This window comes from Salinimicrobium oceani (genome assembly GCF_012037645.1).
In genome coordinates, this window is the sequence record NZ_JAAVJR010001221.1 from 1 (window position 1) to 343 (window position 343).

Below are 343 nucleotides of genomic sequence, written 5' to 3' on the forward strand. Positions count from 1 at the left end.
GAGTTGGTCGAAGGGTCTTAGTGTATAGAGGCTAATTATGATTCCATTGCTTAACATCTGTAAAATATTTCCTACATTTTCCCGTTATTGATCCTGGATGAAGAACCTGCTGCTTCTAATTTTTCTGTTCATCACAACATTTTCGACTGCTCAATCTTTTGGGGAGGTGGAGATTGAAGGTACTATAAAAGTACCGGCGGAAGGCGATCCTAAGGGAATTACGATCTATAATAAAAATTCCGGAAAGGGAAGTGTATCAACAGAAAAAGGCAACTTCAGTATCTATGCAAAGCTTAATGACTCCTTATATTTTTCGGCACTTCAGTATAAAGATCTGCTGTTC

At 38.2% G+C, this 343-nt stretch carries 1 pseudogene; it reads left to right on the forward strand.

From position 1 onward, the window contains the following. Positions 1 to 97 precede the first annotated feature (97 nt). Positions 98 to 343 (forward strand): annotated as a pseudogene (locus tag HC175_RS21550) (carboxypeptidase-like regulatory domain-containing protein); the annotation flags it as partial.